22 protein-coding genes and 1 pseudogene are annotated in these 23,359 nt (G+C 43.4%); 1 reads left to right on the forward strand and 22 read right to left on the reverse strand.

Annotated features, from left to right (window positions below):
- The 15 genes and pseudogenes from Hs20B_RS06010 to cls form a co-directional block, all read right to left on the reverse strand.
- A pseudogene (locus Hs20B_RS06010) lies at positions 1–1,089 on the reverse strand (hypothetical protein); the annotation flags it as partial.
- A 5-nt stretch (positions 1,090–1,094) separates the two neighbouring features.
- Positions 1,095–1,592, reverse strand: a complete 498-nt coding sequence (locus Hs20B_RS06015; RefSeq protein WP_172356600.1) for a hypothetical protein — start codon at positions 1,590–1,592, stop codon at positions 1,095–1,097.
- Positions 1,593–1,729: 137 nt separating this feature from the next.
- Positions 1,730–2,569, reverse strand: coding sequence for a thymidylate synthase (locus Hs20B_RS06020; RefSeq protein WP_172356601.1), 840 nt, complete (start codon positions 2,567–2,569; stop codon positions 1,730–1,732).
- A 44-nt stretch (positions 2,570–2,613) separates the two neighbouring features.
- Positions 2,614–4,503, reverse strand: a complete 1,890-nt coding sequence (locus Hs20B_RS06025) for an ABC-F family ATP-binding cassette domain-containing protein (protein WP_172356602.1) — start codon at positions 4,501–4,503, stop codon at positions 2,614–2,616.
- Positions 4,500–5,699 (reverse strand): CCA tRNA nucleotidyltransferase, encoded by a 1,200-nt coding sequence (locus Hs20B_RS06030; protein ID WP_172356603.1) that lies wholly within the window; start codon positions 5,697–5,699, stop codon positions 4,500–4,502. Before Hs20B_RS06030 ends, Hs20B_RS06025 begins: the two co-directional genes overlap by 4 nt.
- On the reverse strand, positions 5,696–6,460 hold the full coding sequence (gene dapB / locus Hs20B_RS06035) for a 4-hydroxy-tetrahydrodipicolinate reductase (RefSeq protein WP_172356604.1): 765 nt from the start codon (positions 6,458–6,460) through the stop codon (positions 5,696–5,698). The genes Hs20B_RS06030 and dapB overlap by 4 nt, the downstream gene beginning before the upstream one ends.
- Entirely contained in the window at positions 6,460–7,305 is an 846-nt protein-coding gene (locus tag Hs20B_RS06040; protein ID WP_172356606.1) for a DegV family protein, read from the reverse strand. The genes dapB and Hs20B_RS06040 overlap by 1 nt, the downstream gene beginning before the upstream one ends.
- Before the next feature lie 2 nt (positions 7,306–7,307).
- On the reverse strand, positions 7,308–7,688 hold the full coding sequence (locus Hs20B_RS06045; protein WP_172356608.1) for a DUF1149 family protein: 381 nt from the start codon (positions 7,686–7,688) through the stop codon (positions 7,308–7,310).
- Positions 7,678–8,292, reverse strand: a complete 615-nt coding sequence (locus Hs20B_RS06050) for an HAD-IA family hydrolase (RefSeq protein ID WP_172356610.1) — start codon at positions 8,290–8,292, stop codon at positions 7,678–7,680. Before Hs20B_RS06050 ends, Hs20B_RS06045 begins: the two co-directional genes overlap by 11 nt.
- Positions 8,282–9,010, reverse strand: coding sequence for a tRNA (guanosine(37)-N1)-methyltransferase TrmD (gene trmD, locus Hs20B_RS06055; protein ID WP_172356612.1), 729 nt, complete (start codon positions 9,008–9,010; stop codon positions 8,282–8,284). The genes Hs20B_RS06050 and trmD overlap by 11 nt, the downstream gene beginning before the upstream one ends.
- A gap of 1 nt (position 9,011) precedes the next feature.
- On the reverse strand, positions 9,012–9,527 hold the full coding sequence (gene rimM / locus Hs20B_RS06060; protein WP_172356614.1) for a ribosome maturation factor RimM: 516 nt from the start codon (positions 9,525–9,527) through the stop codon (positions 9,012–9,014).
- 61 nt (positions 9,528–9,588) lie between these two features.
- Complete coding sequence (locus tag Hs20B_RS06065; RefSeq protein ID WP_172356616.1) at positions 9,589–9,828, reverse strand: KH domain-containing protein; 240 nt, start codon at positions 9,826–9,828, stop codon at positions 9,589–9,591.
- An 83-nt stretch (positions 9,829–9,911) separates the two neighbouring features.
- Complete coding sequence (gene rpsP / locus Hs20B_RS06070; RefSeq protein WP_172356618.1) at positions 9,912–10,190, reverse strand: 30S ribosomal protein S16; 279 nt, start codon at positions 10,188–10,190, stop codon at positions 9,912–9,914.
- 90 nt (positions 10,191–10,280) lie between these two features.
- Positions 10,281–11,270, reverse strand: coding sequence for a GMP reductase (gene guaC, locus Hs20B_RS06075; protein ID WP_172356620.1), 990 nt, complete (start codon positions 11,268–11,270; stop codon positions 10,281–10,283).
- 192 nt (positions 11,271–11,462) lie between these two features.
- Positions 11,463–12,935 carry a cardiolipin synthase gene (cls, locus tag Hs20B_RS06080; RefSeq protein WP_172356622.1) on the reverse strand — a complete coding sequence of 491 codons (1,473 nt, stop codon included), beginning with the start codon at positions 12,933–12,935 and terminating at the stop codon, positions 11,463–11,465.
- An 84-nt stretch (positions 12,936–13,019) separates the two neighbouring features.
- Here cls and Hs20B_RS06085 point away from each other — a divergent pair, with 84 nt between their 5' ends.
- Positions 13,020–13,688, forward strand: coding sequence for a DUF6198 family protein (locus Hs20B_RS06085; protein WP_172356624.1), 669 nt, complete (start codon positions 13,020–13,022; stop codon positions 13,686–13,688).
- Positions 13,689–13,753: 65 nt separating this feature from the next.
- Here the strand turns inward: Hs20B_RS06085 and guaA are convergent, their stop codons facing one another.
- The 7 genes from guaA to parE all read right to left on the reverse strand — a co-directional run bounded on the left by guaA (position 13,754) and on the right by parE (position 23,336).
- Positions 13,754–15,307, reverse strand: a complete 1,554-nt coding sequence (gene guaA / locus Hs20B_RS06090; RefSeq protein ID WP_228407511.1) for a glutamine-hydrolyzing GMP synthase — start codon at positions 15,305–15,307, stop codon at positions 13,754–13,756.
- Positions 15,308–15,375: 68 nt separating this feature from the next.
- Complete coding sequence (locus Hs20B_RS06095) at positions 15,376–16,278, reverse strand: RluA family pseudouridine synthase (protein WP_172356626.1); 903 nt, start codon at positions 16,276–16,278, stop codon at positions 15,376–15,378.
- Positions 16,275–16,769: a signal peptidase II gene (lspA, locus tag Hs20B_RS06100; RefSeq protein ID WP_172356628.1), complete on the reverse strand. Its 495-nt coding sequence runs from the start codon at positions 16,767–16,769 to the stop codon at positions 16,275–16,277. Before lspA ends, Hs20B_RS06095 begins: the two co-directional genes overlap by 4 nt.
- 60 nt (positions 16,770–16,829) lie before the next feature.
- Entirely contained in the window at positions 16,830–19,295 is a 2,466-nt protein-coding gene (parC, locus tag Hs20B_RS06105) for a DNA topoisomerase IV subunit A (protein ID WP_172356630.1), read from the reverse strand.
- Between the two features lie 21 nt (positions 19,296–19,316).
- On the reverse strand, positions 19,317–19,970 hold the full coding sequence (locus Hs20B_RS06110) for a potassium channel family protein (protein WP_172356632.1): 654 nt from the start codon (positions 19,968–19,970) through the stop codon (positions 19,317–19,319).
- Positions 19,971–19,990: 20 nt separating this feature from the next.
- Positions 19,991–21,304, reverse strand: a complete 1,314-nt coding sequence (locus tag Hs20B_RS06115) for a TrkH family potassium uptake protein (RefSeq protein ID WP_172356634.1) — start codon at positions 21,302–21,304, stop codon at positions 19,991–19,993.
- A 49-nt stretch (positions 21,305–21,353) separates the two neighbouring features.
- Positions 21,354–23,336, reverse strand: coding sequence for a DNA topoisomerase IV subunit B (parE, locus tag Hs20B_RS06120; RefSeq protein WP_172356636.1), 1,983 nt, complete (start codon positions 23,334–23,336; stop codon positions 21,354–21,356).
- Positions 23,337–23,359 lie beyond the last annotated feature (23 nt).

Consider the following 23,359-nt stretch of genomic DNA (forward strand, 5'->3'; position numbering starts at 1 on the left):
TGAGCTCGATGTTGGAGCACTTGGTGCTTCCGTTGGGTCTGAACTTGTTGATGGAGTTTCAGATTTAACTGGCGGTTGTACTGTCGTCGTGTCCGGTGTTTCTTCTGGGGCTGAGCTCGATGTTGGAACACTTGGTGCTTCCGTTGACTCTGAGCTTGTTGACGGTTCTTCAGATTTAACTGGCGGTTGTACTGTCGTCGTGTCCGGTGTTTCTTCTGGGGCTGAGCTCGATGTTGGAGCACTTGGTGCTTCCGTTGGGTCTGAACTTGTTGATGGAGTTTCAGATTTAACTGGCGGTTGTACTGTCGTCGTGTCCGGTGTTTCTTCTGGGGCTGAGCTCGATGTTGGAGCACTTGGTGCTTCTGCTGGCTCTGAACTTGTTGATGTTTCTTCAGCGTCAGTAGACGACTCAGATGTCGTTTCTGGCTCTGAAACTGCTGTAGACGCTTCTGAAGAAGTTGGTGTCGTAGACTCTATCGGATCAATAGGTCTTATGATAATTGGAAGCGCATAAACCGCCCATACCTCCTTTGTACCATCTTCCCAAACTCCAAATCCTAATATACCACTTGTTTGATCTGACAAACTAAATGTATAACCCTCTGGGGTGTACTTAGCTAATCCCTCCGTATAAGTTAGGGACGCCTCCGCATAGGCGGCTGCCCTCCCCTCGACCTCGAAAGCAAGCGTTAATTCTGGTAATGGCGTCACATGGGGAGATTTTTTAGCAGCTTCCGAGCTGTAGAAATCCGTTGTAAACTCTACTGGACCTTTCCCACTAGCAGGAAGTATATAGTATAGTGGCTGCCCTGTATCTGGATCATAATAAGAGAATAGAGTATCGTCTGTTTCGTAGTGAGTATATTTAGGTGAGTTTACTACATAAAAGTAGTAAACAAATTTAACACGTATATTATTCCCCTTTGGACCGGCGACAATTCCTCCCTGTCCTATGTACTCCAAGGGAGCCATATCCGTCCAACCAATGGTATCTTCCGCATGAACTGACTCTAGCATCATCGGTGCTTTTATCAAGCCACTTGACAGAAGGACCACAAAAAGGTATTTCCCAATACGTTTTGTCTTCATAAATTTTACCCTAAGTACAGCACGATATTGACTGCACCCCTTATATAGTACTTATAAAAATTAGTTTGTGAAAAACCATTATAAGTCGTGCTAATAACTTTCGTCCCTAATGCTCCTTGTAAGATTGCTTGTTTTCCTAAAGACTGGATCAACTCGTCTGAAAAGCCTTCTAGCTGTTCAACTGTATTACTCATCGCCTCTACCAAAGTAGTCATCTTACCGGACTTGTCTACAACGTAGACATTCACGGGAACATAGTCTGTTTTTTTCGTTTTATTGGCTGATTTGACTGGAATATCAAGTTCTTGAACTTGTGCAGTATTTGAAAGCGTTGCACCTGCAAGTGGCTTAGTATTTCCTGCTGGATCAGCCAAGGTCAACTCACTCTCCTCGTTATAAACAAGGTTGCCGGCCGCTGCGACTTGCCTCACACCAATCACAGCACCAACTACTAAAAAGCCAACAAAAATAGCTAAAAATTGATTTAGTCGTTTTCGTTTCATAAATAATACCCTTTTCCCAATATAGTATTTTTAGTTTTCTTTATTATACACTATTTTACATGGCTTGTGTTAGTGGTTATATCAATATTTTGTAAAATTTGAAAAAAAATAAGCATCTAAGCTTATTTTCTAACTTTTTATATAGCCAAATCAAACTTCAACTGTGGCTTAACAGGTTCATAGTCAACCAACTCAAAATCCTCAGCTTTGATGTCAAAGAAATTAGTACCATCAGGGACATTTAGCTTCAAAATCGGATTGACATCGCTTGGAGCTCGACTCAAAAGCTCACGAGCATTGTCAAATTGATTGTCATAAATATGCAAGTTGTTGATAAAATAGAAAAATTTACCGACTTGCCAGCCAAAGTGTTTGGCGATCATCATCTGAAGTGCCACGTATTGCATGGCATTGATGTGGTGAGCAACCAGCATATCATTACTGCGCTGCGTCAGAGTCGCGTCAAGATAAATGATATCGCCAACCCGTCTGACGTCAAACATTGACTGAAAAGCACAGGGCAACAGACCTTCTGTCGCTTCAAAGTCGTCGTATTGCCATAAGTTGATGATATTTCTGCGATTCCAAGGATTTTTTTCAAACCCATCTAGCAGTTTACCGATAATATCATGCTTTTTGACCGTCGCACCATAGCGCTGCCCAATATTTCCCGTTTCACCAATCTCCCAGTCACTCCAGTATTTGACGCCATACTTATCCTCAAGCACGGATAAATCACTTGTCTGATCTTGGTAGATCCACAAGAGCTCTTTGATGGCTGATTTGATTGGAATCGGGCGCAAAGTTGTGATGGGAAACTCACCTTTACTCAAATCATACTCTGCAAATGAGCCTGTGATATATTTGGAATTGGCGGTTTTTCCATCCTTGTACTTTGGACGGGCATTCTCACTCCAGACGCCTTCTGTCATGATTTTGTTAATGTTATCAATAAAGATTTGATCTGCTTTTCTCATGCTATTATTTTACCATTTCATTGATTTTTTTGCGAGAGACTAGCTCAAAAGGCAGATAAGTAGTCATAGCGCTCATATTTTTCGAGTAAGTCAGCATTTTTCTCGTCAAGCTCTGCTTGTAAGCCCGCAAGTTTGCCAAAGTCGCTACCATTTTCGGTCATTTCAGCTGTGATAGCTTCGATAGTTTCTTCGAGCGCCATGATCTCATCTTCGATTTTCGCCCACTCCTGCTGCTCAGCATAGGTCATGCGGGGCGCTTTTTCTTTTGGCGCTACATGCTGTTGCGTCTCTACTTTTGGTAATAGCTTCGCGCTACTTGCTTTTTCATCAGCAAGCTTATCTGCTAAGTAGTTTGAGTAAAGTTTGTGGATTTCTGTGACGCTACCATTGTCAAAAACGAGTAGCTTTGAAGCCACTTTATCTAGAAAATACCGGTCATGGCTGACGGTGATGACCACGCCTTGATAGTGCTGGATAAAGTTCTCAAGAACCGTCAAGGTTGCAATGTCAAGGTCATTTGTCGGCTCGTCAAGCAGCAAAACATTTGGCTGTTCAAGGAGAATTTTTAGCAAATACAGGCGTTTTTTTTCGCCACCTGAAAGTTTTGAAATCTGCGTGCCGTGCGTTGTTCGTGGAAAAAGAAACTGTTCTAGTAGATTCACCACGCTAATCGACTCACCTGTTGAGGTTTGGGCATTATCGGCAATTTCTTGGAGAAAATTGATCACGCGTTTTGTGTCATCAAGTCCACGGATTTGTTGGGAAAAATAGCCGATTTTGACTGTTTCGCCAATGTCAACACGCCCAGAATCAGGTATTAAATCACCATTGATGAGATTGAGCAGGGTTGATTTCCCTGTCCCGTTATTGCCGACAATACCGATTCTATCTGTGTTTTGCACCAGTAAATCAAAATCTCGTAAAATCACTTTTTTAGGATTGTATGCAAAATTAACCTGCTCAAAATTGATGACTTTTTTGCCAATGCGTGACGTAGCGACGTTGATTGATAAATCGTCTTTAGTGGTCACACTTTGGACGTCTTTTTTGATGTCTTCAAAGCGGTCAATTCTCGCTTGTTGCTTGGTAGCACGGGCCTGCGGTGACTTGCGAATCCAGGCCAGTTCTTGCTTATACAATTGCTGATTTTTATGATGTTGACTGGCGTCTCGTTCATCATTTTCGGCTTTTTGCTGCAGATAATCTTGATAATTCCCCTGATATTCGATCAAGCGACCGCTATCTAGCTCGAAAATGCGTGTGGCAAGATTGTCCAAAAAATATCGATCATGCGTGATAAAAAGGACGGTCTGACGGGCATTTTTTAGATAGTTTTCAAGCCAAGCAATCGTGTCAACGTCAAGATGGTTGGTCGGCTCATCAAGCAGTAATAAATCTGCTGGATTTAGCAATGCCTGTGCCAGTTGGACACGGCGTTTCTGACCACCCGACAAGGTCTTGATTTGCGCCGTCAGATCAGGAAGTTTCAGTTTTGACAGCACAATTTTGACCTGATTTTCTACTTCCCAGGCTTCGATTGCAGTCATTTCTTCTTCGATTTTGCTGAGTTTAGTTTGCAATTTTTCATTAGTCGGATCTTGCGTCAAATCAAACAGTGCCGCTTCATATCGCTTGATTGCCTGCATCTGTGGCAACTCGTCAGACAAGACAGCATCCATGATTGACAGCTCGTCATCAAAAGATGGATCCTGCGTCAGGTATTCGATTTTAAAATCATTGCGCCCAAAAAATGGTGAATTATCACCGTCAAAACCAGCAGTCCCTGAAATAACATCAAGCAAGGTCGTCTTACCCGTCCCATTTACCCCAATCAGACCAATCCGATCCAGCGGATGAATCAGAAAATTCAGGTTTGAAAAAACAGTCTTGTCACCGACGGATTTCGTCAGGTTTTCCACTCGAAAATCTGTCATTTGCGTACATCCTTTACATAGTTTAAAATAGCGGTCTCACTATTTTCAAGTTGGTTTCTGACAATGGCAAGCTCAATCTCATGAAAAAGTTCGCCGATTTCTGGGCCAGGTTTGATGTCAAATGCCGTCATAATCTGACCAGCAGTCATGACAATTTCTTTTCGTTCTCTGATTTGCAAAGCGTCAGAAAGCGCACAAATTCGCTCAAAATCAGTCTCAGCACCCTGTGCGGCTAACAGTTCTTCAACCAGAGTCAAACTTGATAGTCCCAAATGATAAAGGTCTTCTGACGAAAAAGCAGCTGCTTTGCGATGCTGATAAGCCGTCAGAAAGTGCGTGACTTGACCTGCAAAATCCTTTGAAACTTTCCATTTTTTCAGCAAAAATTTCCCGTCAGAATAGCCTAGAGAATGAAGTAAATATCCCCAAGCCTGCACTGAATTTGTAAAGACAAATCCTTCTGGCAGTTTAAGCAACTGGGCAAGTTTCTGCGCATCAGAAAAACCAGGCAGATAATCTGCTGCTGAAATCGCAAGTAAATCACGAAAACCCTTTTGCCAAAAATCAGCTGTCAAAAGTTTATCAAGTTCGATAAAAATTCGTTCAATTGAGATTTTTTCAAGCAAATGGGCATGAGATTTCATGGCGACAAACGTCTCACTTGCCAGCTCAAAATCAAGCACAGCAGCAAAACGTAACCCACGCATGATCCGAAGTGCATCCTCGTTAAAACGGTCTTGTGGTGTGCCAACAGCCCTCAAAATACGATTTTCAAGATCATCAAGCCCGTGATATAAGTCAATGACATCCCCATTTTCAGCGAGTGCAAAGGCATTTATCGTGAAATCTCGCCGCAGCAAGTCCTCCGACAACTGCCGCACGAAATTCACATGGCTGGGCCTGCGATAGTCGACATAAACGTCCTCAGTCCGAAAGGTCGTGACCTCATATTCACCACCATTTTCAAGTACCAAAACAGTCCCGTGCTCAATACCAATATCAATCGTGTGCTCAAAAATTCGCTTGGTTTCAGCAGGATAAGCGCTCGTTGCGATATCAACGTCATGAATCTCACGATCCAGCAAGACATCACGGACACTTCCCCCGACAAAATAGGCCTCATAGCCAGCATTTCTGATTTTTTGCAAAATCGGCAGAGCTTCTACAAACTCCGCCGGCATTTTTTCTAGTCTCATAAAAGGTGCTCAAGCCCGTAAACCAGTTCAGTGATTGTCATGACTTGCTTGATGCCAATGTTGACGCCGCTCATAAACGACACGCGATCATAAGAATCATGACGCAAAGTCAAGCCTTCTCCATTTGCCCCAAAAATCACTTCCTGATGTGCAACAAGGCCAGGCAAGCGTACAGAATGGATCCGCATGCCGTCAAACTCAGCACCACGTGCGCCAGCAATCGTCTCAACTTCGTCAGCCGCACCTTGTTTTTTGTAAGTGCGCGTTTCCTTGATCAGCTCTGCCGTTTTGACCGCAGTACCTGACGGCGCATCTTTTTTCTTATCATGGTGCAACTCGATAATTTCCACGTCTGGGAAATATTTGGCTGCTTTTTGTGAAAATTCCATGAGCAAAATCGCACCAATTGCGAAATTCGGCGCAATCAATCCGCCCAGTCCTTTGCTTTTAGATAAGGCAATCAATTCTGTTATCTGTGCTTCTGTAAAACCTGTTGTCCCGACAACAGGACGAAAACCATTTTCCAAGGCAAATTTTGTATTGTCATAAGCCACGCTTGGCATGGTGAAATCTACCCAAACATCTGCGGCAAAACCAGCTAAATCAGCTTTGTCATTGAAAACAGGCACGCCGTCAATCTCTTTTTCAGTTGCAAATGGATCGACAAGTGCTGCTAATTCTAGCGTGTTGTCATTTTTAACCATATCAACGGCTGTTGAGCCCATGCGACCTTTGAAACCTGCAATAATTACTTTTGTCATTAGTTTAATTTCGGACTGATACCAAATCCGAGTGCTCCTTCTCCTAAGTGTGTGCCGATCACAGCACCAAATGTTGCGATGGCAACGTCAAATCCTTTATCTTCAAGCTCATAAGCAACCTCACGTGCTTTCTCAGGAATATTCGAATGTATCACATAAACCTGATAGTCGCCGTCTTTTGTCGTCTCAGCAAGTATTTTATACAGGCGTTTGAACGCTTTTTTACTGGTTCTGATTTTCTCGTAAACGACGATATTCCCCTCATTGTCAAAGCGTAAGATTGGCTTGATATTGAGTAGATTACCGATAATGGCGGCACCATTTGACAGGCGCCCGCCCTTGACCAAGTGGTCCAAGTCATCCACGATGATAAAGGCTGTTGTTTTGTCAATGATTTCCTGCATTTCTGTCACGAGGAAGTCAAAACCAGCGTTGGTTTTCGTCATGTTATACGCCATCTCGACCATGTAGCCAAGCGGTGCTGACGTGATTTTTGTATCTGGAAAGGCAACCTCAAGCCCGTCAAACTCGCTTGTCAGATACTGGATATTTTGCCAAAATCCTGAAATGCCAGCCGTCAAAAATAGCCCGACAACATGGGTATAGCCATCTTTTTGTAAAGTTTCTAGCAAATCTGAGAGCTCAGCCACACTAGGTTGGCTGGTTTTTGGCAGATCACTCGCAGCTGCCATTTTGCTGTAAAATTGCTCAGTCGTGAGATTTTGGCCTTCGATGTAGCTCTCACCGTCAATGAAAACAGGAATATCCAGCACAAAAACGTTGTCCTTTGCGCGAATATCATCAGTCAAAAAAGCTGACGTGTCTGTGATAATAGCTGTCTTCATGCTTAAAATTCCAAATTCACGCCAGGCTCATCCAAGGCAATCTCTGTGACTTCATAAGTCAAGCGTTTTAGAAGATCAAACAAAGGCGCGGCAAGCATCTGCATGTCGTCTTGCGTTAGTTCATTTCGATCCTCAATGACTTGCCCACGAATGTAGTTCATCTGACTCAAAGAGCCTGAAATCACGAGATTTTCAAGGACAATCATAAATGTCAACAGACCGTTAATCGCCGTGTCTGCCTCGCTTGCATTTTCAAGATTATCAACTAACTGAAACTGGACATTGAGATTAGTCTCAGGTGTGCCATTTTCAGTTTCCCACTCTAAGTTTCTTGCATCATAGTGGAATTGGTGGACAAATTCTTTTTCGCGTTCAATTTTCATCAGTAAAGTTCTCCCATGTTTTAATATGTAAATCAGCGCCCAAGGCGTCGTTTTCAGTAAATAAATCAGCGTCGTCAAACAAAATTGTTTGAACTCCTGCGTTTTTTCCGGCTTTAACATCAAGCGGCCTATCGCCAATCATGACCGTCTCATCAGGCACAAGACCGTATTTAGCGACCAGATAGTTGATTGCCTCAGGGTTAGGCTTTCTGGCGAAAGCATTGTCGCTCGTCACGATTTCCGTGAACAATGGTAGTAAATCAGCCAGAAGACGGTAGGTTGTATCGTCACGATGGCTGAGGATGAAATGCCTACCACCACCTGCAACGATTGTTTTTAAAATCTCAGGTATGGCTGGATAATAGGCCACATCTTGCGTCAGCTCATGCTCTAAAGTATGAAAATCAGCTAGAAAATCAGCACCAGATGTATAGTCCAAGGCAAACTTGCGAATTGAGTACCGCTTGACAAAATCCTCTAAGTCAAAATCCGCATCAAGTTTGACCTTGTGCTGCTTCATCGTCTGCCTAAGCGCTATCATCATCGCTGGATAGGTGTCAAACAAGGTGCCGTCAAAGTCCCAAATATAATTTTTATACCGCATGATCAGCCGCCTTTAAGTCAGAAAGCATGGCTTTTTCTTCATCAGAAAAGTCGTACGCTTCAAGCAGGTCAGGACGTAATCGTAAGGTTTTCGCCAAACTTTCACGCAAGCGCCATTTGCGGATGTTTTCATGATGCCCGCTCATCAGAACATCCGGAACTTTGAGCCCACGAAAGTCCTCAGGACGTGTGTATTGCGGATACTCAAGCAGACCTGACGAGAAACTGTCATCTTCATGGCTTGCTTTTTTTCCCAAAACATCTGGAATCAGCCGAACGGTCGCATCAATCATGACAGACGCCGCAACTTCTCCTCCCGTCAGAACATAATCTCCAAGCGATACCTCATCAGTGACAAGGCTTTTGATACGCTCATCAAAACCTTCATAGTGACCACATAAAAAGACCACTTGCGACTCCTGGGATAATTCTTCAGCAAATTTCTGATCAAAGGTGCGACCTGCTGGATCCATCATCAGCACCCGTGCATTCTCATGTGGAAATGACGCCATGGTATCAAAAATCGGCTGTGGCATGAGTAGCATCCCCTGACCACCACCATAAGGCATGTCATCAACGTGTTTTTGTGTGTTAGTTGCAAAATCACGAAAATTATGAAAATTTACCTCGATTTTGCCAGATTTTTGAGCACGACCAACGATGGAGTGTTCTAATGCTGAAAACATTTCTGGAAACAATGTCAATATATCAATGCGCATCTCAATCGTCCAAACCTTCTAAAACAGCAACGTCAACTCGATTTTCAGCCACATTAACAGACAAAATCACATCATCTATAAAAGGCAATAGCAAATCTTTTTTACCTTGACGTTTGATGACCCAGACGTCATTTGCACCAGGCTGCAAAATCTCAGAAACAACGCCGATTTTTTCGTCATTTTCAAAAACGTCAAGCCCAATGATATCGTCATAGTAAAACTCGTCGTCGCTTTCAAGTTCTGCACGATTTTCAGCTGCGATTTTCAATGAAAAATCACGAAAATTTTCAACGTCGTTAATGCTATAAAGGCCGTCAAACTTGATAATATCTAAGTTTTTTTGCTTTCGGTGCGTTTTGACTTTCAGCGTTCTGACAAACTTGTCTGCCTTGTCAAAAAGGGCCAACTCAGCATTTTTTTGATAGCGCTCATCAGCAAAGTCCGTCACCGAAATCACACGAACTTCCCCCTGCAATCCCTGAGTGTTGACAATCGTTCCTACTTTATAATAATCCATATTACCATTATATCAAAAAAAACGCCGTATTTCAGCGTTTTGACATGACTAATCTGTCATTTCATTTATCAACCAATAACCGTACTTTCTGACCAGAAACTGGCACAGAGTAGACAATTGTTCGGATTGCTTGGATGATTCTGCCTTGTTTGCCAATGATGCGACCCATATCTTGGTCAGCAACATGGAGGTGAAACTCTGTAAACTCTTCACCATCAACAACATCAATCTTGACAGCATCAGGGTCTGTCGTCAAAGGTTTCACAATGGTCAGCACCAATTCTTGCACATCTAAATCCATAGTTTTCTCTTTCTTTTGAACAAATTTTTGAGCAAAAAAAGCGACCAATCAGCCGCTTCTTCTCACAAATTTATAAAATTTGCTTATTTTGAAGCGTATTTAGCTTCGTGGAATTTCTTCATAACGCCAGCTTTTGACAAGATGTTTTTAACTGTGTCAGAAGGTTGTGCGCCATTGCCAAGCCATTCAAGAATACGATCTTCTTTCAATGTTACTTGGTTTTCATCAGCGATAAGTGGGTTGTATGTCCCAACAGTTTCGATGAAACGGCCATCACGTGGTGTACGTGAATCAGCAACGTTAATACGGTAGTAAGGTTTTTTCTTTGAACCCATGCGAGTCAAACGAATTTTTACAGACATGATATTTCTCTTTTCTTTTTTCTTTACTTTATTATTATAGCATACTATTTTTATCTGTCAAGAAAAAAACTTGACAGCGATGAAAAAGTTTTAGTGATTACTATCACCATTCCAAATCGAGTTCTTGACAATCACATAATCGACCTTAGTCAGACTTTCGATATCACGCCCACCGGCGTAAGAAATCGAACTTTGCAGATCTTGTTGCATTTCAGTCAAAGTATCTTGCAGATTGCCTTTGTGGGGCACGAGAATCTTCTTGCCTTCGACATTTTTCTTCTCACCTTTTTGGTACTCAGACGCTGAGCCAAAGTATTCTTTGTAGAGCTCGCCATCTTTTGTGATGGTTGCACCAGGACTTTCTTCGTGACCTGCAAATAGTGAACCGATCATGACAAATGTTGCGCCAAAACGGATGGATTTAGCAATGTCACCGTGCGTGCGAATCCCGCCATCAGCGATGATTGGCTTTCTTGCAGCCTTGGCACACCAGCGCAATGCAGCAAGTTGCCAACCGCCTGTGCCAAAACCAGTTTTGACTTTAGTAATGCAGACTTTTCCTGGACCAATACCAACTTTTGTCGCATCGGCACCCGCATTTTCAAGCTCACGAACGGCCTCAGGTGTCCCGACATTTCCTGCTATAACAAAGGTTTCAGGAATCGTTTTTTTGATATACTGAATCATGCGAATGACGCTGTCTGAGTGACCATGTGCGATGTCAATGGTGATAAACTCAGGCACGGCATTTTCAGCTTTTAGGCTGTCAATAAAGTCGTATTCATACGGCTTTACACCGACTGAGATAGACGCAATCAGACCTTTTTCTTGCATTTTTTTGATGAAAGGAATTCGGCCTGCCTCGTCAAATCGGTGCATGACATAAAAATAGCCATTTTTCGCCAAAAATTCAGCCACATCTTCATCAATAATGGTCTGCATGTTTGCCGGAACCACGGGAATTTTAAAACTATAATTGCCAAGTTTGACTGACGTATCAGCCTCACTGCGGCTGTCAATGATGCACTTGTTTGGCACCAACTGGATGTCTTCGTAGTCAAATACAGGTAAGTTGTTCATAATGTTTGTTCTCCAAATCAAATAGGGTTAGTATTTGCAGAGACCGACCGAGTTGGGCATGCCAACCTCGCTATTGTGACAGATTATTCTTCTGCTCGTCACAACTTCCATAGCCTATTATAAAACAACTTGCAGATAACTGACAAGCTGTTTTCATAGTTTTACATGATTTCTCACGCAAATGTTCGGTTTTTACAGCATAGGGCCGATCAGACGTGCAATACCTTCCTTAAATCTGATAAAAATCGAACGTTCTTCGTAACGTGCCAATGTCAGCTGTTGACTAACCGTCAGATCCATCATGAAATTCTCCCGCAGTTTTTGAGAAAAGGCTTTGTTATAGATAATCATGTTCCCCTCAAAATCTAGCATGAAACTGCGATAGTCAAAATTGGCAGAGCCAACAGATGCAAAGCTCCCATCAATGATAATCGTCTTTGCGTGTACGAAACCATTTTCATAAGTATAAACCTCAGCGCCATACTTGACAAGACTCGCACTGTAATAGTAGGTCGCCCAGTAAACAAAGGGGTGGTCAGGCTTGTTTGGTATCAGCATCTTGACCTTGACACCACTCATGAGGGCGAGTTTCAGCGCCTCGTGAATGGCGTCATCCGGGATATAATAGGGCGTCTGGATGATGATCTCGTCCTCTGCACCGTTGATCATCTTGAGATAAGCCATCTTGATCTGCTCGCGCTTGCTATCAGGGCCACTCGACACAAACTGCGCCGTGATATTCCCAGATGAAGCGGTTTCAGGAAAATAGCTGAGCGAGTCTGTAATCTCGTACTTATGCTGACTATTCCAGTCCATGATAAAACGGTTTTGCAGCGAATAAACAACATCTCCCGTCACCCGCAAGTGATTATCACGCCAATAACCAAATTTCTTGGTCACACTCACATACTCATCGCCCACGTTAAAGCCACCCGTATAGCCGATTTTCCCATCAATGACGACAATTTTCCGGTGCAGACGATAGTTGGTCCGTGGATTGATGATCGGCATGATCAGCGGAAAGAAATAAACTACCTGACCACCTAAGTCAGTCAATTCCTTAAATTGCCGCAATTTCGTGCCGTTTGAGCCCCAGGCGTCAACCAAGACGCGGACTTCAACGCCACGCTTACGTGCCCGAATCAAAGCTTGGTAAAGTTCTTGTCCGAGATTATCCATGCGGAAAATATAGTACTCAACGTGCACGTTCTCGCGAGCACGATCGATATCTGCAATCAGTGCATCAAACTTTTCCCTGCCATCTGTAAATAGCGTAACTTCAGTGTTCATAGACACAATCGACTCTTCAGAAATAAAAAGCATGTGTAATAACTGCCCAATCACGTGATTATCCGTGATTTTAGTCAGAAATTTATTTTCTGAAAACGCTTTTTTCGCGTGCGTTATTTCCCGCTCAAATCCTGGTCTCAGCTGAGTTTGTAGATCAAAAATCCGAATATCCGAAATGCCACGGCCGATGAGAATATAGAGAATAAAGCCAAAAAGCGGTAAAACATTGACCACAAAAAGCCACGACCAGGTCGAGGCAGTATTTTTGCGCTCACGAAAAATGATAATAATCGAAAGCAAGATATCAATCAGGCCAAGAAAGTTGAAAAAATAAGTCCTGATCACGTCCCATATAATAGTTAATAAATCACTCATTCCTCCATTTTAACATAATTCTGAGAAAAAGATAACTGCTAGGACTTTTCAGCAGAACGCTTAGGATTATAGTATAATAAAGTCATGATAAAAACACAGGATGGCTTACGAAAGCCTACGATTTTTGAGGCTTTTTGCTACTTTGTGCTCTCACTTTTGATCAATGCCACAGGCAATGGTCTGACGGTTGCGGCCAACATGGGCAGCAGTATGTGGACGGCTTCTGCCGCCAATATCGCGCATGATTTCAACTTTTCTATCGCCTGGGTGCTTGTCATCTATGGCGCCTCGCAGATTCTGATCAACATCGCACTCACCCGTCAGATTGACCTGCCACGTATTTTGGGCAATGTTGTCTTTATTTCTTTTTTCGGTCCATTTGTGAGTTTATTCAAGACTTTTTTTATCGCCTTAGGTGTGCCCCAGCTGCCAATAGTGGCTGTAATTTTTCTAGATATTTTGGGCATTTTCCTAGTCGGTATCGCTGTTTCTATCTATCAACGGCTAAATCTGATCTTGCATCCTGGCGATGAGATGACCAATATCCTGCGCTTTCGCTATTTTAACGGCAACGCCAAACTTGCCCAATGGGTCAATTTTTCAATCCCTGCTGCTGTTATGTTGCTGCTTGTCATCAGCTTTCATCAGCTAGTCGCAGTCAATATCGGCACCGCAGTCGCTCTGCTTTTTCAAGGGACGATTATCAACTACGCTGATCAATATGTTTTTCCTAGCTTGACGCATCGTTTGTGATTGGTGGTATGAAAACAGCACTTTCAACAAAGAAAGTGCTGTTTTTTTACTTCAATCTCTAACTTTTATTCCCACTCAACCGTTGCAGGTGGTTTCGCCGTAATGTCGTAAACGACGCGGTTGACGCCTTTGACTTCATTTGTGATGCGGCGTGATACTTCGGCTAGGACTTGCCAGTCAATCTCAGCAAAGTCTGCTGTCATGCCGTCGATTGATGTGATGGCACGGATGGCGATGACAGTATCGTAACTCCGAAAATCACCCGTTACGCCGACCGAGCTGACACCTGTATCAACCGTGAAATACTGCCAAATTTTTTCATTGAGTCCTGCTTTTGCAATCTCTTCACGCAGGATCAAATCAGAATCACGCACTTTTTCGAGGCGCGGCTCTGTAATTTCACCCATGATCCGAATGGCAAGACCAGGACCTGGGAAAGGTTGGCGCCACACGAGATCATGCGGCATACCAAGTACTTCACCGAGTTCGCGTACTTCGTCCTTGAAAAGCTTGTTAAGTGGTTCAATCAGCTCAAACTGCATGTCGTCAGGTAGACCACCAACATTGTGGTGACTTTTAATGGTTTGTGCGGTTTCAGTTCCCGACTCGATGACGTCCGTATAAAGCGTGCCTTGTGCCAAAAAGTCTACGCCATCGAGCTTAGACGCCTCATCGTCAAAGACTTCGATAAATTCATTACCGATGATTTTACGTTTTTTCTCAGGGTCAGAAACACCTGCGAGTTTGCTCATGAAACGCTCTTTTGAGTCGACTTTGATGATATTGAGCCCGAACTTTCCACCTAGGTCGTTCATGACTTGCTCAGCCTCACCTTTGCGCAAAAGCCCGTGGTCAACAAAGATAGAGGTCAGCTGATCACCAATCGCACGCTGTAATAACACCCCAACAACAGATGAATCAACGCCGCCAGACAAGCCTAACAAGACTTTTTTATCGCCAACTTTAGCACGGATTTCTGCGATTTGTTGGTCAACAAATCCTGCCATTGACCAGTCGCCTGACGCTTTTGCAATATTTTTTACGAAATTTTCGATGATGACGTGGCCGTATTCGCTGAGTGTTGTTTCAGCGTGAAACTGAACGCCATAAAGTCCTTTTTCATCATTTGCAATCGCTGCAATCGGTGTTTTATCCGTATGCGCCGCAATTGTAAAGCCTTCTGGTAAGCTTGTGACATTGTCAGAATGGCTCATGAGCACTGTCTGTTCTGACGGCGTGCCAGCTAGGAGTTTTGACGTCGCATCAAGCGTGATACTTGTCGGACCAAATTCACCATTGCCAGGATTGGCTTCGACTTTACCGCCTAGTTTTTGCGTCATCAGCTGCATGCCGTAACAGATGCCCAAAACAGGGATGCCAAGCTCAAACACACCTGGATCAATGTCAAAAGCATTGTCTTCATAGACTGAGTTTGGACCGCCTGAGATGATGATGGCTTTGGGATCATACGCCTTAATCTCATCTAGCGTCATTTTGTGGCTTTTTAGCTCTGAAAAAACGCCAAATTCGCGGATACGACGGGTAATCAGCTGATTGTACTGGCTACCGTAGTCCAGCACGATAATCTTTTGCAGTTTTTCGTCAAAATTGGTTGTCAATGTGGCACTCCTTATGTTTTATCTGATACCATTTTACCATAAAAAATGGCGGTTTTGCGACTTGAATTTTAATTTTCAGCCCTGAGTTTTTCAAGTGTTTGAGTAAACAATGCCGGAGGCTCGCTCTCAAACTCTAGCCACTCATGCGTCGTTGGGTGTTCAAATCCGAGCACTTGTGCATGCAGAAACTGACCGTGGTTAGGCTTGAGCTCATTTTTTGGGCCGTAAAGCGGATCGCCTGCAACAGGATGACCGATATAGGCCATATGCACCCTGATCTGATGGGTGCGACCTGTTTCGAGCTCAAGTGACACAAGCGTGAAATCACCAAAACGCTCAAGCACTTCAAAGTGTGTCAGCGCGTGCTTACCACCTGCAATAACCGCCTGTTTCTTGCGGTCCTTGGTGCTGCGACCAACTGGCGCCTCGATGACACCACGGTCATTGAGCAAATTACCATGCACAATCGCGATATAACGGCGTTTTGACGTGTGCGCCTTGAGCTGCGCCGCTAAAAATTCGTGCGCCTGATCGTTTTTTGCTATCATCAGAAGACCACTCGTGTCCTTGTCAATCCTGTGGACAATGCCTGGTCTGATGATGCCATTAATGCTTGAAAGCTGCGTCATATGGTACATGAGCGCATTGACAAGCGTGCCTGTTTTGTGACCTGCTGATGGATGCACGACCATGCCTTGTGGTTTATTGATCACGGCTAGATCATCATCTTCATAGATGATCTCAAGCGGGATATTTTCTGGCTCGTAGCTCAGCACTTCAGGCTCAGGGAGCTCAAAAGTGATTAGATCGTTTTCTTGTACTTTATACTTGGCTTTTTTGAGTTCGTTATTTACAAAAACGGCATCTTTTTTGATGAGGTCATTTGCGAGCGTTCGTGAGACATCTGAGTTGTCTGAGATGGCTTTATCTAGGCGCAATCCTGCGCTTGATGCTTTAATTTTGAGTTTCATGCGTGCCCTTCATTGACATCTTTTTTATTATTTTCAATATCGTCTTTATCCGTCAAAATACCGATAAACAACAGCACAAAGCCTATGGTTAATAAGACATCTGCGACATTAAAAATAGGAAAATTAACAAAATCAATCTGGAACATATCTACAACATAACCCTGACGCATGCGGTCAATGAAATTGCCAAGTGCCCCTGAGATAATCAGCGTCAGACCGAAAGCATACCAATTTTTACTGAGATTTTTCATCAGAAACCAGATGGCAACGCACACGGCGACAATGGTAATCACAAGGAAAAACCACTGCTGTCCTTCAAGCATTGACCACGCAGCGCCGTCATTTCTGAGGTTGGTCAGAGATAAAACGTGCTTGATAACTGTTTTTTGTCCTGATAGCTTGATATACTGTGTAATGGCATGCTTGACAAGCTGATCAAGGATTAACCCCAGCACGATAATAATGGGTAGACTGATTTTTTTTAACTTCATCTGTCTATTATATCAAAAAAAACAGGGCTCTGCTTAGGCAATTCCCTATTTTTAAAAGTTTTATTCGTGATCAGAAGCTAGTTTCTCGTAAGCTTTTAAAACGCCGTGTTCAACTGCTTCATCAAAGATAAATGCGCCGTTTGCGGTTCTCTCAGATGTATGAAGATCAGGTAGATTGATGTCAAAATGCTTGTTTGTTTCTGAGACGACTTCGAGCACTTGCGTCTCATTGTCACTTTCAGCAAACAAATCGCCACCATAAAGATTTTTCACTAAGCCTGATGCAAACACGCGGTGTGGTGCCTTTTTAAGCTCACGCAAGATTAGCATGCCACGACCTGCGCGACTCTTGCTCGGAATTTCCGTGAATTTCACACGTTTCAAACTACCACGCTGCGTCAAGACGTAAAACGAGTCTGTACTAGCAAAGTAAGCAGATACCAGAAAATCATCTTCTTTAAGATTGATTGACTTAACCCCTGCGGCTTTTGCGCCAACAAGTGGCACGTCTTCTGACGAAAATCTGAGGGCATAGCCATTATAAGTCACAAGCATGAGATCTGCGTTTTGGGCAAGTTCAATGGTGATGACTTTATCGTCAGACTGCTTGAACTTTGCATATTGTGCAGATTTTGAACGATAGGTCCGCCATGGTTTGAAGTCTGACATGGCAATTTTTTTGATCAAGCCAAACTTGGTTGCCATCAGAAGTTCCTGACTTTCAAGCTCAAAGTCATCTAAAATTTGGACCATTAAAATCTCTTCGTCTTGTGAAAAGTTATTGACGAGTGATGAGCTGTGTGTCCCAATATCTTTCCATTTGATGTCGTCAAGCTCATGAATCGGCCGATAGATGACATTGCCAAGAGACGTGAACATGAGCAGATGCTGGGTTGTAAGCGCATTTTGATGAAAGAGCAGCACGTCATCTTCGCGTTTGCCGATTTCATCAAGTTTTGAGGCGCCAAAACTGCGTGGCGTCGTGCGCTTGACGTAACCCGCGCGGGTCACACTGACAATGGTTTCTTCTTTGACAATCAGCGACTGCGCTTCGACTTCTATCGTTTCCACTTCGTCAACTAGAACGCTTTTTCGTGGCTGCGCAAATTTCTTTTTGACCTCACGCAGCTCACGTTTCATGACGTTAAACATGGTTTTTTCATCGTTGATGATGGCTGACAAGGTTGTGATGCGCTCTTTTAGCTCAGCTTCTTCACTTTGCAAGGTTACAACGTCTGTATTCGTCAGACGGTAGAGCTGCAAGGTTACGATGGCCTCAGCCTGCGCTTCACTAAACTCATATGACGCGATCAAGTTTTCTTTGGCGTCAGACTTATTATCACTGGCGCGAATCAGCGCAATGACTTCATCCAAGATGCTCAAAACACGGATGAGCCCTTCAACGATATGCAGGCGCTTTTCAGCCTTATCACGGTCAAAAATCGAGCGCGAACGGATAATATCACGTTTATGACTGATATAGCTCGATAAAATCGGCACAATCCCAACTTGACGTGGTGTCGCATTGTCGATGGCAACCATGTTGAAATTATAGTTGACTTGCAGGTCTGTGTATTTGAGGAAGTAATTTAAAATCAGATCGCTGTCAGCGTCTTTTCTGAGCTCAATTGCGATGCGCAGCCCGTCTCTATCAGACTCATCACGCACTTCTGCGATGCCTGCAACTTTCGCATTGACACGGACATCGTCGATTTTTTTGACCAGTGTCGCCTTGTTTAACTCATAGGGAATCTCTGTGATGACAATCTGTGTCTTACCACCTTTGAGCTCTTCTATGGCTGTTTTTGAGCGGACAACAACCTTACCTTTACCTGTTTCATAGGCCTTTTTAATTTCTGACTTACCCTGGATGGTAGCACCTGTCGGAAAATCTGGCCCAGGTAAAAATTGCATGAGTTTATCGACATCAGCGCTCGGATGGTCAATCATATAGATCGTCGCATCGATAACTTCACCTAAATTATGCGTCGGAATATCTGTTGCATAACCAGCTGAAATCCCTGTCGAGCCATTGACCAAAAGGTTTGGAAAACTGGCAGGCAAAACAGTAGGCTCTTTTTCAGTATCGTCAAAATTCCAAGCAAAAGGTACTGTATCTTTATCTATGTCCTCAAGCAAATAAGTCGCAATTTCTGACAGACGTGCTTCGGTATAACGCATGGCAGCGGGTGGATCACCGTCCATAGAGCCGTTATTGCCGTGCATCTCAACCAGCACTTCGCCCATTTTCCAGTCCTGCGACAAACGCACCATGGCATCATAAATCGAGCTATCCCCGTGCGGGTGATAGTTCCCCATGATATTTCCCACGGACTTGGCAGACTTGCGGTAACCCTTGTCAAAGGTGTTGCCGTCTTTATTCATCGAATAAAGAATCCGACGCTGAACGGGTTTAAGGCCATCACGAATATCAGGCAGCGCGCGCTCCTGGATGATATATTTAGAATAGCGACCAAAACGGTCACCCATAATCTCCTCAAGAGAGAGTTTTTGAACATTACTCATAATAATAACTTTTTTCTTTTCTTAAATGATTTCAGAGAATTTTTCGATGTCTGTTTTAGTGCCAACAAGATAGAGAATGTCACCAATACCGATCTTGGTGTCGTGCCTACCAATGCTTGCCGTGCCGTCTGTTTTGTTGATAAATGCGACATTGACACGATAAGTCTGCGTCAGATTCGCCTGAAACAGGGTCAGACCGTCAAACTTGATATTTCTCACTTTCATCTTGGCAAATGAATAATCGTCAGACAGGTCAAGATAGTCTGAAATATCAGGGTGGGCAAGGTTATCAGCCACACGGTTTCCCGCATCTTTTTCAGGCTGGATAATCCTATCAGCACCGATTTTTTCAAGTACTTTGACCTGAACGTCAGTTGTTGCCTTGGCAATGACGTTTCGGGCACCAGACTCCACCACAATCATCGTAGTCAGGATACTCGCTTGAACGTTCTGACCGATTGCGATGACAACGCCGTCAAATTTGTCAATCTCGATATTTTTTAACACACGCTCATCTGTTGCATCTGCAATCATTACGTGCGTGGCGATATCTTTGAAATCATCAATTTTTTTGGCATCTGTATCAATCACCACAACTTCATAATTATTTTTGACAAGACTTCTGACGACGCTTGAACCAAAGCGCCCCAGACCAATAACACAGAAACTTTTCATGATTTTTCTTTCTTAACTTGTTACCCGACGATAATTTCTTCGTCAGGATATTGAATCAAATCTTCATCGATTTTTGCTGGGCGGCTAGCCGCATAGATGACTGTCATCACACCAATCCGACCGATAAACATGAGTAACATGATGATAATCTTACCAATATCCGTCAAATCTGGTGTTAAGCCTAGTGATAAACCTACCGTTGCAAGGGCTGAAATGACTTCAAAAAAGACATATTCGATACCATTATTTCTAGGCAGATGCTCCGTTATCAGCAACACAAACGAACTTGTAAAGATAATCGCCAGATACATGAAAATAATCTCATAAACCCGACTAATCGTCCGCCGTGACAGACGGCGTTCATGATAAATCGTCTTTTCCTTATTACCAAAAATGGTCTTAATATTTAAAAGTAGAACACCAAAAGTTGTCGTTTTGACACCGCCCGCAGTCGAGCCTGAAGTCCCACCGATAAACATCAAAATCATGGTCAGAACAAGGCTCGCATAGCTCGAAACGTTATAATCGCCAAAGCTAAAACCACCTGAGCGTGGTGTGATACTCAAAAAGAAATTCTGCGCCAGATAATTTAGCAAATGCCCGTTGTAACTTCGAACATTTAGCAAGCTATATAAAACCGTCCCCGTCACTACAAGCGCAGCCGTCATGGTCAATGCCAGACGCGTATGAAGTGTGATGCGGTGCCGTCTTTTAATGGCTAACAAGTCAAACCAGACGATAAAGCCAAAAGACCCTGACAAGATCAAAAGACTCATGATCACAAGTACATAGGGATCATCCCGAAATTGAAATAGCGAATTATCAAACAAGTCAAAGCCAGCATTTGAATGGGCCGAAATGGCGTGAAAAATGCTATACCAGACGCCTTTTTCAAGGCCAAATCTCGGAATAAAATCAAAACTCAGTAAAACAGCCCCAATCGCTTGAATCCAGAGTGACAACTTGACGATTGACTTGACAAGTTTTGCCCCGCCTTTAATGCTAGTGAAATTATAGGCATCGCGTATCAGCATTTTGGACTTAAATGAGCTGTGCTGACCGCCCATTTTGAGCAGCAAGACCAAAAAACTCATGAAGCCTAGACCACCAACTTCGACCATGACTAAAATCGCCACCTGTCCAAACAAATTCCAATGTTCTGCGGTATTGACCACAGCAAGTCCTGTCACACAGGTTGCTGAAACCGCCATAAATAGACTATCAATGTAGGACGTTGCCTGATCATTTTGATCAGATATAGGCAGCGCAAGCAAGATTGAACCAATCAAAATTACTGATAAGAAACCAAAAATAATCATCTGAGGTGGTTTCATTTTTGAAAAAAATCGCCGAATCAGCTGCATCAAACGAAAAAGAACCATCTTATTGCATCACTTCGCTTTTTTCTTCAAGTGTAAACTCGACATTGTTTTCAATCCACTTACGGCGTGGCTCAACCTTGTCACCCATGAGCACGGATACCCGTTTTTCGGCCTGCGCCACATCATCTAGCGTGACTTGAATCAAGGTTCTCGACTCAGGATTCATAGTTGTTTCCCAGAGCTGATCCGCATTCATCTCACCAAGCCCTTTATAACGTTGCAAAATCGCACCTTTATTGAAATGCTTGCGAATGTCATTTAACTCGCCGTCAGTCCAGGCATACTCGATTTTTTCCGACTTGCCTTTACCCTGACTCATTTTATATAAAGGCGGTAGGGCAATGTAGACATGCCCGTTTTCAATCAATGGTTTCATATAACGGTAGAAAAATGTCAAAAGTAGCGTCTGGATATGCGCACCATCGGTATCTGCATCGGTCATGATGATGACCTTATCGTAGTTGACATCATCAATCTGAAAATCAGCCCCGACGCCCGCACCAATGGTGTAAATCATGGTATTGATTTCTTCATTTTTGAGAATGTCAGCCATTTTTGCTTTTTCAGTGTTGATGACTTTCCCGCGCAATGGTAGAATCGCTTGAAACTTGCGATCACGACCTTGTTTAGCAGAACCACCGGCAGAATCTCCTTCGACCAGATAAATCTCGTTTTTCGCAGGATTTTTCCCTTGCGCTGGCGTCAATTTACCCGATAAGAGGCCCTTGTCTTTCTTACCTTTCTTACCTGATCTGGCATCATCACGCGCCTTGCGTGCAGCTTCACGGGCATCACGCGCTTTGATTGCTTTGCGAATCAGATTTTGCGATAGCTCAGCATTTTCCATGAGAAAAAATGCCAGTTTTTCACTGATGACATTATCAACAATTGGACGTGCCTTAGGACTGCCCAGCTTATCTTTTGTCTGACCTTCAAACTGCAAATGCTCTTCTGGCACCAAAACAGATAAAATCGCAGTCAATCCTTCACGATAGTCAGAACCTTCTAAGTTTTTATCTTTTTCTTTGAGCAGTCCTGTTTTTCTCGCATAATCGTTCATAGACTTGGTGATTGCCTGTTTCAGTCCAGCTTCGTGCGTACCACCATCTTTTGTCTTAACGTTATTGACAAAGCTTAAGATATTGTCAGAATAACCGTCATTGTACTGAATTGCGACTTCAACTTGAAAGTCCTCTGCTTCTCCTGAAAAATACATGACAGGCGTCAAGGTATCTTTATCTTCGTTCAGATAGGCAACAAAGTCCTGAACGCCATTTTCATAGTGAAAACTAGCTGTCTCAAAACTACCGTCATCTAGCAAACGACGCTCATCTGTCAGGTTCATTGTGACATTTGGCAAGAGAAAAGCAGACTCGTTGAGCCGATCAAAAATCGTTGCATACTTGAACTCTGTCGTTGAAAAAATCGTATCATCAGGCATAAAATGGACTTTTGTTCCAGTCTGACTTTTTGGTGCTTTTCCGATTTTTTCAAGCGTTGTCACGGGTTTGCCACCATTTTCAAAACGCTGACGATAAACAGTGCCATCGCGCGTGATTTCAACTTCGAGATAGCTTGAGAGGGCATTGACCACGGACGATCCGACACCATGGAGCCCGCCCGATGTTTTGTAGCCACCTTGGCCAAACTTACCGCCTGCGTGGAGCACGGTAAAAATCACCTCAACTGTCGGAATCCCTGTCGCGTGCATCCCAACTGGCATGCCACGCCCGCTATCTGCGACTGTGAGCGAGCCATCCTTGTGAATGGTCACATCAATCTTGTCGCCAAAGCCTGATAAGGCCTCATCTACGGCATTATCGACGATTTCCCAGACCAAATGATGCAGACCGATGCCATCAGTTGAGCCAATATACATCCCAGGACGTTTACGAACAGCATCAAGGCCTTCTAAAACCTGAATGGCATCGTCGTTATAGTTGTTAATATCTATTGTCAATTTAGTTTTCCTTTGGTACGACATTTGGTAGCTTTACGATACCACTT

It is taken from the genome of Pseudolactococcus insecticola, from assembly GCF_011170065.1.
GTDB classification, from domain to species: Bacteria; Bacillota; Bacilli; order Lactobacillales; family Streptococcaceae; genus Pseudolactococcus; species Pseudolactococcus insecticola.

What these genes read in the sequence shown, in the direction of transcription:
- Hs20B_RS06020 (WP_172356601.1), bottom strand. Translation starts at nt 2,569, where the DNA reads ATGAGAAAAGCAGATCAAATCTTTATTGATAACATTAACAAAATCATG.
- Hs20B_RS06115 (WP_172356634.1), bottom strand. Translation starts at nt 21,304, where the DNA reads ATGAAACCACCTCAGATGATTATTTTTGGTTTCTTATCAGTAATTTTG.
- rimM (WP_172356614.1), bottom strand. Translation starts at nt 9,527, where the DNA reads ATGGATTATTATAAAGTAGGAACGATTGTCAACACTCAGGGATTGCAG.
- dapB (WP_172356604.1), bottom strand. Translation starts at nt 6,460, where the DNA reads ATGACAAAAGTAATTATTGCAGGTTTCAAAGGTCGCATGGGCTCAACA.
- Hs20B_RS06045 (WP_172356608.1), bottom strand. Translation starts at nt 7,688, where the DNA reads ATGAAAATTGAACGCGAAAAAGAATTTGTCCACCAATTCCACTATGAT.
- cls (WP_172356622.1), bottom strand. Translation starts at nt 12,935, where the DNA reads ATGAGTGATTTATTAACTATTATATGGGACGTGATCAGGACTTATTTT.
- Hs20B_RS06110 (WP_172356632.1), bottom strand. Translation starts at nt 19,970, where the DNA reads ATGAAAAGTTTCTGTGTTATTGGTCTGGGGCGCTTTGGTTCAAGCGTC.
- Hs20B_RS06040 (WP_172356606.1), bottom strand. Translation starts at nt 7,305, where the DNA reads ATGAAGACAGCTATTATCACAGACACGTCAGCTTTTTTGACTGATGAT.
- parC (WP_172356630.1), bottom strand. Translation starts at nt 19,295, where the DNA reads ATGAGTAATGTTCAAAAACTCTCTCTTGAGGAGATTATGGGTGACCGT.
- Hs20B_RS06025 (WP_172356602.1), bottom strand. Translation starts at nt 4,503, where the DNA reads ATGACAGATTTTCGAGTGGAAAACCTGACGAAATCCGTCGGTGACAAG.
- Hs20B_RS06030 (WP_172356603.1), bottom strand. Translation starts at nt 5,699, where the DNA reads ATGAGACTAGAAAAAATGCCGGCGGAGTTTGTAGAAGCTCTGCCGATT.
- Hs20B_RS06095 (WP_172356626.1), bottom strand. Translation starts at nt 16,278, where the DNA reads ATGAAACTCAAAATTAAAGCATCAAGCGCAGGATTGCGCCTAGATAAA.
- rpsP (WP_172356618.1), bottom strand. Translation starts at nt 10,190, where the DNA reads ATGTCTGTAAAAATTCGTTTGACTCGCATGGGTTCAAAGAAAAAACCT.
- trmD (WP_172356612.1), bottom strand. Translation starts at nt 9,010, where the DNA reads ATGCGCATTGATATATTGACATTGTTTCCAGAAATGTTTTCAGCATTA.
- Hs20B_RS06015 (WP_172356600.1), bottom strand. Translation starts at nt 1,592, where the DNA reads ATGAAACGAAAACGACTAAATCAATTTTTAGCTATTTTTGTTGGCTTT.
- parE (WP_172356636.1), bottom strand. Translation starts at nt 23,336, where the DNA reads ATGTCGTACCAAAGGAAAACTAAATTGACAATAGATATTAACAACTAT.
- Hs20B_RS06050 (WP_172356610.1), bottom strand. Translation starts at nt 8,292, where the DNA reads ATGCGGTATAAAAATTATATTTGGGACTTTGACGGCACCTTGTTTGAC.
- Hs20B_RS06065 (WP_172356616.1), bottom strand. Translation starts at nt 9,828, where the DNA reads ATGGATTTAGATGTGCAAGAATTGGTGCTGACCATTGTGAAACCTTTG.
- Hs20B_RS06085 (WP_172356624.1), top strand. Translation starts at nt 13,020, where the DNA reads ATGATAAAAACACAGGATGGCTTACGAAAGCCTACGATTTTTGAGGCT.
- lspA (WP_172356628.1), bottom strand. Translation starts at nt 16,769, where the DNA reads ATGAAGTTAAAAAAAATCAGTCTACCCATTATTATCGTGCTGGGGTTA.
- guaC (WP_172356620.1), bottom strand. Translation starts at nt 11,270, where the DNA reads ATGAACAACTTACCTGTATTTGACTACGAAGACATCCAGTTGGTGCCA.